Genomic DNA, 8,499 nt, shown 5'->3' with positions numbered 1-8,499 from the left:
CCCTCCGGGGCGCCCGGGACGCGGGCGGGGCCCGCCCCGGCCGGAGGGCCGGAGGCGGGCCGCCAGGGAGTCGTGTCGGTCACCGGCCGCCCGCACCCTCGGGGGCCGGGCCGCCCGGTCCGGCGCCGTGGGCGAGGCGTACCGCGGGGCCGTCGACGTCCTGCGGGGAGGGGAGGGCCCACCAGGCGGCCAGGCCGATGATCACTCCGGTCAGGACGGTGGACGGGCCGCCGATGTCCGCGTAGAGGAAGTCGGTCAGCTGCCAGACGAACAGTCCCACCGCGACCAGCCCACAGTCCCTGATCCCCCGGTCGGACCCGCCGGAGGTGAACCGGCGCAGCCCCGCGACCAGGACCGCCGCCCAGCCGCCCGCCAGCGCGGTCAGCCCGATCAGGCCCTGCTCGCTGAGCACCAGCAGGTACATGTTGTGCGGGGAGAGCAGCGGCTGGCGCAGGTACGCCTGGCCCGCGCCCCCGGTGTCGCTGCCGGAGGAGAGCCCCAGCGAGGAGTGGCCGTCCCGGTTGGCCGGGAAGCCCTTGAGGCCCACCCCGGCGGCCGGCCGCTCGCGCCACATCGACTCGGCGGCCGCCCACATCGTGTACCGGTCGGTCACTGACTGGTCGGGCGCGCTGGAGACCTGGGTGATGGAGGTCAGCCGCTCCGCCACCATCTCGGAACCGACGCCGAGCCCGCCGACCAGCACCACGCCCGCCGCGCCGAGCGCGAGGAGCACCTTGAGGGCCCGCCGGATCCCGGCCAGCCCCATCACGAGCACCGCCGCGCCGAGGGTGGCGATCCACGCGCCCCGGCTGAAGGACAGCACCAGCGGCAGCACCAGCGCCAGGGCCGCGGCGGTCGCGAGCCGCCGGACCCGCCGGGGCAGCCCCGGAGCCAGCGCCGCGGCGGTCGCCACGACCAGCCCGTACGCCACCACCGTGGCCATGCCCATCACGTCGCCGGGGCCGAAGGTGCCCACGGCCCGGACGTCCTCGCCCTGGTACGAGGCCCCGGTGTGGGTCGCGTACTGCACGACCCCCACCGCGCCCTGCACCAGCGCCAGCACCACGAAGCACCCGGCGGCCAGCCGGAACTCCCCGGCGTCGCGCACCAGCAGCACGATCGCGGCCGGGACCAGCACGAACACCTGGAGGTAGCGCACGAACCCGGGCAGGGCGGCGTACGGATCCCCGGCGGTCACGGTCGCGACGGCGAGTCCGACGGCGGGCAGCCCGAGGACGAAGGCCGCGAGCGGGGTCAGGGCCCGCACCCGGCCGCGCAGGGCCTGCACGGCGCAGACGAACACGAGCAGCAGCGAGGCGGCGTCGGCCGGGCCGACCTTGCCGGAGGCGGTCGCGTCCCCCGCGGGGAGCGGGGCGAGGAGGAACAGGACGGTCGCGGCGAGCGGCAGCAGCGGCCAGTGGCGGCGCAGCAGCACCGGCAGATCGGGCCGTGGCCGGGTCGTCGATACGGCAAGGCTCATGTTCAGCTGCCCCCCAGCCGGAATCGGAAGAACGAGGCCGCGGTGCGGGCCAGGATCCACAGGTCCTGCCACAGCGACCAGGTGTCGATGTAGTGGTTGTCGAAGCGGGCCCGGTCCTCGATGGAGGTGTCCCCGCGCAGGCCGTTGATCTGGGCGAGGCCGGTGATGCCGACGGGCATCCGGTGGCGGGCTTCGTAGCCGGGGTGGACGCTGCTGAACTTGGCGACGAAGAACGGCCGTTCGGGGCGCGGGCCGACCAGGCTCATGTCACCCCGGACCACGTTCCACAGCTGCGGGAGCTCGTCCAGCGAGGACTTGCGCAGGAAGGAGCCGATCGGGCTCATCCGGCGGTCGCCTGCCACCGTCCAGCGGGTGGCGGACTCGTGCGCGTCGGCACTCAGGGTGCGGAACTTCAGCAGGGTGAAGGGCCGCCCGTACAGGCCGACCCGCTCCTGCCGGAAGATCACCCCCCGCCCGTCGCAGACGCGTACGGCCAGGGCGCAGGCCCCCATCACGGGCGCGGCGGCGAGCAGGGCGAGCGAGGCCAGCAAGGAGTCGATGGCCCGCTTCGCGTACCGCTCCAGCGGCCGCGCGGGGCGCGGCAGCAGCGGCTGTACGGCGTACCCCCACAGCTGGTCGGCGGGCTGCGCCACCCGCATGCCGGTGACCTTGGCGGTCCCGGCCGGGTCGGCGAGCCAGAGCCGGCAGCCGTGGTCGTGGAAGAGCCGGACCAGTGCGGCGGTGCGCTCGTCGGCCTCCGGCGGGCGGGTGAACACCGCGTGGCGCACCGAGTTCTGGATGACGGCGCGGCGGACGTCCTCGTGGGTGGCGAGTACGGGCAGGGCGCCGCTCTCGCCGTCGGTGCCGGCGTGGTTCGCGACGGGATCGGCGAGCCCGACCGGGCGCAGCCCGTACTCGGGGCGCCCGTGCAGGGCGGCGGCGACGGCGCTCGCCCCGGCGCCGGGGCCGACGACCAGGGTGGAGGCGGGCCTGCGGACGCGGAGGCGGCGGCGGAGCTGGTTGACGAATCCGCGTCCCGCGCACGCCAGTACCGCCTGGAGGCACACGGCGCCGAGCAGCACGCTCCAGCCGAGGGCCTGCCCGGGTGCGGCGGCGGCCACGACGGCGGCGGCCGCGCACCACAGGACGGCGGCCCGACCGGCCAGCGCGGGCAGTTCGAGGAGCGCGGACGGCGCGAGCCGCGGACGGTACAGCCCGGCCTGGGCGTGCAGCGCGGCGAGGGCCGCGGCGACGGGCACGGCCGCCTCGACGGGCAGCTGGAGTCCGGGCAGGGCGGCCGTCGTCACCGCGACCGCCAGCGCGTCGGCGCTCAGCAGCGGGAGCACCCCGTCGCGGCGGCGGGCCCGGTGCGGCCGTACGGCAGGGCGGGCCTGCTCGGCCTTGGGCCCCCGCGGGGGGTGGATGGCGGTCACGGAACGGCGGACGGCGGTGATGCCGGTGCCGGTGCTGCCTACGGAAGGCCCCGTTCCGCCCTGCCCGGTGTGCCGGGCGGGTGCGCTGTCCATCGTCATCGGCTGATGCGCTCCTGGTTCAAGGGCCGGGGCCTGCCCAGCAGTTCGTGGTACAGACCGGTGACCGCGTCCGTGGTCCGCCGCACGTCGAAGTCGGTCCTGGCGTGCTGCTGGGCCTGCTCGCCGAGTTCGGCGAGCAGCCGCGGCTCGGCGAGCAGCCGTCCCAGGGCCTTGGCCAGCGCCGTCGGGTCCTCCGGTGGCACCAGACAGAGCCGTCTCTGGCCGGGCGGCAGGCTCTCCCGGGCACCGCTGACGTCGGAGACCAGGACCGGACGGCCGCAGGCCATGGCTTCGAGCGGGGCGAGCGCCATGCCTTCCCACCGCGACGGCAGTACAACGAGATCGGCGGCCCGAAGCCACGGTCGGATGTCGCGGGCGGCCCCCGCGAAGAGCACTCCGGGCGGGGCGCCGCGCCGCAGCCGTTCGGTGTCGGGGCCGTCGCCGACGAGTGCGAGCCGGGCCCCGGGGAGGGTGCCGAGCAGTTCCGGCCAGGCCCGCAGCAGGATGTCCTGGCCCTTCTGCAGGCAGATCCGGCCCACACAGACGACGAGCGGTCCGTCGCCGTCCCGGAAGGCCGTGGGCAGCGGCAGTTCGGCGCGGGCGCCGGCCTTGTCCAGGGCGGGGTCGGGGCCGCCGGGGCGGAAGTGGTCGAGGTCGACGCCGTTGCGGATCACCGACCAGCGGGCGGCGATCCCCTCGGACTCGCCCGTCCGGCGTTCGGCCTCGCTGACGCAGAGCACCCGGTCGGCCCAGCGCGCGCCGAACCGCTCCCAGCGCAGGGCGAGCGCGGCGGTGGCTCCGCCGACGGCGTCGAAGGACCAGGCGTGCGGCTGGAAGACGGTCGGTACCCTCCCGCGCACGGCGAGCCGCCCGGCCAGCCCGGCCTTGGCGCTGTGGGCGTGCAGGACGTCGGGCCGGACGCGGCCGATCACCCGGCGGGCGCCGAGCACTTCGGCGGGCAGGCCGGGCCCGGGGACCCGTCCGGCGCGCCAGGTGAGGACCTCGGCCCCGGCGGCGCGGGCGTCTTCGGCGAGCCGGCCGCCGCGGGGGCAGCCGACGACGGGCCGCAGCCCGGCGGCGGACTGGGCGCGGACGAGGTCGACGACGACCCGGGCGACCCCGCCCTCGACGGGCTGGACGAGATGGAGGACGGTCACCTGCGGTGGGGTCGGGGGTTGTGCGGTCGAAGGCTGTGTCGACACGTGGAGCGATCTCCTGCGTTCAGCGGCGCGCGTCTGTCTGAACGAAGAGCACACCGAGGAAATGACCCTGGTTTTCGCCCGCGAACCTGAAGGTGAGGTTTCGGGCACCACCGGACAGAGCGGGGCTCAGATCGAAGACGTCCGCGTCATATCCGAGATTGTTAATATGTTCGGGCTGTCGCACGAACGAGGGATGTCCGAACTCCGTGATCGTGGAATTCATAACATCATTAAAAGGATTTTCAGCATCGCTGAGACTGACCCGGCGCCCGCTGTCAGCCGTCACCGTGAGTGAGTCTCCGAGGGTCCCGCGGTCCCCGTCGTACGCCACCACCCCGACCCGGCCCGCGGACCCGGGCGCGGCGTCGAGACCGGCGAGCTCCACCGTCTCGCCCGAAGCCTCGCCGGGCCCGGCGGCCAGCCCCTCGAAGCCGTCCCACAGCGAGACCCGGCGTACCGGCTCCTGCGGGTGCTCGTAGGCGACCACCAGCGTCCAGCCGCCCCAGGCGCCCACCTCGGAGTGCCCCATGGCGATGTTGAGCTGGGCCACCGTCCACATCCCCGCGCCGCCCTTGCGGACCAGCGGGGTCACGTCGGCGGAGGCCTGGTAGGCGTCGCTCCCCTCGTCGCTGCGGTGCCCGATCACGGTGTCGGCCAGCACCGCCTTGTACGAGCCGCCCGGCTCGGCGACCAGCACCCGGCCGTTGTCCTCCGGCGGCTTCTGCTCGCCGACCCGCAGGTTTCCGCCCCAGTACAGCCGGGCGTACGAGACCTTCGCGCCCTGCGGGACCTTGAGCTCGGCGCGGGTGGAGTTGTACGTGTCCGGGTCCTTGTCGACCTCGTCGTAGAACATCTCGAAGTCGCTGTTGACCCCGGCCGCGCCCCGCTTGACCTCGGCGCACGGCTCGGCATGCTCGGACTCCTCCCGGCGGCAGCCGATGGCCGAGTTCGAGGCCCGGACCAGCCCGCCGTGCTGCACGGCCTGATAACGCTGGGTGAACGGGACCCGGGGCAATTCACGTGTCCCCGGCGGGGCCGCGGCACCGGCCACGGGCACGTTCGCCGAAAGTGCGAGGCAGGACAGCAGACCGAGCGTGCCGAGGATTCTGCGGGGTGAACCCATGACCCTGTCTCCATTTTCGATCAAGGGGACAAAACAGGAGTGAACTTTGGCAGATATCGGGCTGGAAATCACGTCGGACTCGCTCGTACGGCCTTTTGGGCGATGGCACGCACCCTCGCGCATGGCGAGTCGTTATGGAGGTGCACCATTGTTCGAACCGAATGGGAAAACGGAGATGAGGAAGAGGCGGTGCGCGCCGCCACCACGGCGGTCGCGAGCGCCGCGATGCTGATGGGCGGCGCGGGCCTCACCTCCGCGCAGGGCGGGGACGGCGCGCGACGGCGAACACTGCTGAACCCCGCGTTCGGCAACACCTGCGTGAACGCCTGAGCGTCAACCGCGCTGCCCGAAACGGCGGCATCCGAGTGAAACCTCGCAACCCGAACCGGGTTCCGGCCGTTGATCCGGGTGCTCCAGTACCGGGCAATCCTGCCAAAAAAGGGACGACAATGATCAAGAAGTTTGCAGCCGGCGCAGCGGTTGCCGCCTCCTTCGTGGGCCTGGGTGCCGCCATGGCCCCGCAGGCGATGGCGATCGGGAACGACAACGGCGTCAACACCGTGAACGGCAACGGCGCCTCGCAGATCTACGGCAACCAGGCGACCTACGGGAACATGAGCCCGCAGATGGCGCTGATCCAGGGCTCCTTCAACAAGCCCTGCATCGCCCTGCCCGCGAAGGCCAACGTGCAGTCCGTGCTGGCCCTGATCAACGTCGGCGTCCAGGACATCCCCGTCCTGTCCAGCCCGCAGAACCAGCAGTGCACCGAGAACTCCACCCAGGCCAAGGGCGACGAGGCCCTCTCGCACATCCTGGACAACATCCCGATCCTGTCCGGCAACGTTTCGGCCGGCAGCTGATCGCACCCCCGCGCCCCGCGCCAGCGAGGCCGCCGCACCTTCGGGTCGCGGCGGCCTCGCCGCGTGTAGAGCTCTGGCGAATTACTCGCAAATCGGCCCTGAATTCCGGGCGCGCGAGCAACGGAGTGAATTTCCGACAGACCCGCGAAAACTTGTGGTTTCTTTTCCCGGAGCCACTCGTTGTTAATTCTGCAGTGGATACGCCTCTGCGGGAAAGGATCGAAATCAAATGACGTACAAGAAGGCAGTGGTGCTGGCCGCCGGCATTCTGATGGCCGCCGGTGCCGCCTCCCCCGCCATGGCCGACGCGGTGGCCGACGGCAACGCCGTGGGCTCCCCGGGCGTCCTCTCCGGCAACCTGGTCCAGGTCCCGGTGCACGTGCCCGTGAACGTCTGCGGCAACACCGTCAACATCATCGCGCTGCTGAACCCCGCGTTCGGCAACACCTGCGTCAACGCCTGACGAAGCGCCTGCGCCCGTAAGGGCAGACCTCCTCGGGGTGGCCTCGGAGTGCACGGCGGTGCACTCCGAGGCCACCCTCGATTCAGCACCGGCCAGCAGTGCCGGTAGACAGGGAAGGACCCATGCGACAGGTACTGAGCCGACAGGTGCTGGGCAAGGGGATGCTCACCGCGGCGGCCGCCTCCAGCCTGCTGTCGATCGCGGGCGCGGCCTACGCGCATCCCGGGGCCATGGCCGAAGCCTCGCATTCACCGGGCGTACTGGCCGGCAACAGCGTCTCGGTACCGGTCACCTTCGCGCCGAACGTATGCGGCAACACCGTGGACGCCGGGGCGGCCCTCAACCCCGCCATGGGCAACAACTGCGCCACCACGACCGGCTCCGACGCCGAGCACGACTACGAGCGCTACCTCAGCCCCGAACACGCCGAGGCCTTCGAGCGGTACCTCGACGAGCGCGAGGCCCGGCACGCGATGCCGCGGCAGCGGGCCGAGGAGCCGCGCGACGAGGCGACCCGGCGGGCGCCCAAGCACGCGGCCCCCAAGCACTCCGCGCCGAAGCACGCGGCGCCGCGGCACGAGGAGACGGCGCGGGACGAGGGCGGCTACGGCGGCTCGGGCGACTCCTCCGACTCCGGTGTCTCCGGCGAAGAGGAGTGCGACGACCACCCTCCGCAGTCGCACCCCCACCCTGCCCCGCCCCCGGCCCCCGTCCCCCCGCCGGCTCCGGCTCCCGCACCGGTCGAGGAGGCGCCGCACACGCTCCCGGCGCCGGCTCCCGTCCAGGAGGAGGCGCCCCACACGCTTCCCGCCCCCGCGCCCGGGCCGGCTCCCGTGGCGGAGGAAGCGCCCGCTCCCATGCCGCCGCACGGGAGTCAGGTCGTGGAGCACCCCGCGCCGGCGCCCGTCCCCGCGCCCGCACCGGAAGCCGTACGTCCGGCGGACCAGCCCCCGGCCGCCCCCGCCGGTGACCTGCCCGTACCGATGCCCCCGGCGCCCGCGCCCGCCCCCGCGCCGGCGCCCCTTCCGGCACCGGTTCCGGCTCCCGCTCCGGTGCCCGTACCCGCGCAGGTCTCGGCGCCCGTACTGGCCGAGACGGGTGCGGGGCAGTCCGCCGCCGCGGCAGCCCTGGCCACGGCCCTGATCCTGGGCGGCGCCATTCTGTACCGCAGGTCCCGTATCGCCTGACGGCAATGCCGGTAATAAGAAGAAATATCGGCCGGAGAGTCCCTTGTCGGGTTCTCCGGCCGTTGCCGTTGCCATGTTCGGTTCTGCGTTTCCGTAGCGGCGGGGAATCGTTAGCCATGGCGAAAGCGGCGCACCGGTCGCCGCTGGAAAAGGATTTCGATAATGAAGCTCACGAAGGTCGCCGCTGTCGTCGTCGGCTCCGTCGCCGCCCTCGGTGCCACCGCCCCCGCCTTCGCCGCCGAGGCCCCGACCGCCTCGCCGACCATGAGCCTGACGGGCGGGGTGACGGAGACCCTGAACGCCGTCAATCCGGTCTCGCAGGCCCTTCCGCAGACCCTGGGCAACGGCTTGGCCGAGCAGGGCGAGACCGTCAACAAGGTCATGGGCACCGTGCAGACCGTCAACAAGGTCCGCAACGATGCGCCGGGCGAGGTGATGAAGCTCGCGAACGGGGCCACGCAGGGGTCCCCGATGCTCGGCGGCGTGAAGCTCAACGGCGGCGCCAACTGACGGTCCCGTCCCGCGCGTGGGCAGATACGACCGTGGGCGCCACCGGCAAGGCCGGCGGCGCCCCCCCGGGGCGGGGGGCGCGGAGGATCGACTCAGTGTTTGGGGACGTGGGGGAACCGGGGGGTGGAGCGGCCCGGTATTT

The 8,499-nt window shown here is 73.2% G+C and carries 9 protein-coding genes; 5 read left to right on the top strand and 4 right to left on the bottom strand.

From position 1 onward, the window contains the following. Nucleotides 1-79: 79 nt before the first annotated feature. The 4 genes from ACFWBF_RS36780 to ACFWBF_RS36765 all read right to left on the bottom strand — a co-directional run bounded on the left by ACFWBF_RS36780 (nt 80) and on the right by ACFWBF_RS36765 (nt 5,337). Nucleotides 80-1,480, bottom strand: coding sequence for an O-antigen ligase family protein (locus tag ACFWBF_RS36780; protein WP_385609190.1), 1,401 nt, complete (start codon nt 1,478-1,480; stop codon nt 80-82). 2 nt (nt 1,481-1,482) lie between these two features. Next, entirely contained in the window at nt 1,483-3,012 is a 1,530-nt protein-coding gene (locus tag ACFWBF_RS36775; RefSeq protein WP_385609189.1) for an exopolysaccharide biosynthesis polyprenyl glycosylphosphotransferase, read from the bottom strand. Beyond that, nucleotides 3,009-4,169 (bottom strand): glycosyltransferase, encoded by a 1,161-nt coding sequence (locus tag ACFWBF_RS36770; RefSeq protein ID WP_385609188.1) that lies wholly within the window; start codon nt 4,167-4,169, stop codon nt 3,009-3,011. Before ACFWBF_RS36770 ends, ACFWBF_RS36775 begins: the two co-directional genes overlap by 4 nt. A 64-nt stretch (nt 4,170-4,233) precedes the next feature. Next, nucleotides 4,234-5,337 (bottom strand): DUF3344 domain-containing protein, encoded by a 1,104-nt coding sequence (locus ACFWBF_RS36765; protein WP_385609187.1) that lies wholly within the window; start codon nt 5,335-5,337, stop codon nt 4,234-4,236. Between the two features lie 102 nt (nt 5,338-5,439). On the opposite strand from ACFWBF_RS36765, the gene ACFWBF_RS36760 reads away from it, so the two are divergent. From ACFWBF_RS36760 to ACFWBF_RS36740, 5 genes are all read left to right on the top strand, one after another. Continuing rightward, on the top strand, nt 5,440-5,667 hold the full coding sequence (locus ACFWBF_RS36760; protein ID WP_385609186.1) for a hypothetical protein: 228 nt from the start codon (nt 5,440-5,442) through the stop codon (nt 5,665-5,667). Nucleotides 5,668-5,786: 119 nt separating this feature from the next. Beyond that, nucleotides 5,787-6,197 carry a rodlin gene (locus ACFWBF_RS36755; RefSeq protein ID WP_385609185.1) on the top strand — a complete coding sequence of 137 codons (411 nt, stop codon included), beginning with the start codon at nt 5,787-5,789 and terminating at the stop codon, nt 6,195-6,197. A 229-nt stretch (nt 6,198-6,426) separates the two neighbouring features. Continuing rightward, entirely contained in the window at nt 6,427-6,660 is a 234-nt protein-coding gene (locus ACFWBF_RS36750) for a chaplin (protein ID WP_385609184.1), read from the top strand. Between the two features lie 122 nt (nt 6,661-6,782). Next, nucleotides 6,783-7,847 (top strand): chaplin, encoded by a 1,065-nt coding sequence (locus ACFWBF_RS36745; protein WP_385609183.1) that lies wholly within the window; start codon nt 6,783-6,785, stop codon nt 7,845-7,847. Nucleotides 7,848-8,009: 162 nt separating this feature from the next. After that, a complete protein-coding gene (locus ACFWBF_RS36740) occupies nt 8,010-8,357 on the top strand; it encodes a hypothetical protein (RefSeq protein ID WP_385609182.1) in 348 nt (115 codons plus the stop codon). Nucleotides 8,358-8,499 lie beyond the last annotated feature (142 nt).

Source organism: Streptomyces sp. NPDC060028 (genome assembly GCF_042736725.1).
In the GTDB taxonomy this organism is placed as follows: domain Bacteria; phylum Actinomycetota; class Actinomycetes; order Streptomycetales; family Streptomycetaceae; genus Streptomyces.
Note: the sequence above shows the minus strand (reverse complement) of the source record. Positions and strands in the feature narration are given on the sequence as shown.

What these genes read in the sequence shown, in the direction of transcription:
- ACFWBF_RS36745 (WP_385609183.1), top strand. Translation starts at nt 6,783, where the DNA reads ATGCGACAGGTACTGAGCCGACAGGTGCTGGGCAAGGGGATGCTCACC.
- ACFWBF_RS36750 (WP_385609184.1), top strand. Translation starts at nt 6,427, where the DNA reads ATGACGTACAAGAAGGCAGTGGTGCTGGCCGCCGGCATTCTGATGGCC.
- ACFWBF_RS36775 (WP_385609189.1), bottom strand. Translation starts at nt 3,012, where the DNA reads ATGACGATGGACAGCGCACCCGCCCGGCACACCGGGCAGGGCGGAACG.
- ACFWBF_RS36765 (WP_385609187.1), bottom strand. Translation starts at nt 5,337, where the DNA reads ATGGGTTCACCCCGCAGAATCCTCGGCACGCTCGGTCTGCTGTCCTGC.
- ACFWBF_RS36755 (WP_385609185.1), top strand. Translation starts at nt 5,787, where the DNA reads ATGATCAAGAAGTTTGCAGCCGGCGCAGCGGTTGCCGCCTCCTTCGTG.
- ACFWBF_RS36760 (WP_385609186.1), top strand. Translation starts at nt 5,440, where the DNA reads ATGGCACGCACCCTCGCGCATGGCGAGTCGTTATGGAGGTGCACCATT.
- ACFWBF_RS36740 (WP_385609182.1), top strand. Translation starts at nt 8,010, where the DNA reads ATGAAGCTCACGAAGGTCGCCGCTGTCGTCGTCGGCTCCGTCGCCGCC.
- ACFWBF_RS36780 (WP_385609190.1), bottom strand. Translation starts at nt 1,480, where the DNA reads ATGAGCCTTGCCGTATCGACGACCCGGCCACGGCCCGATCTGCCGGTG.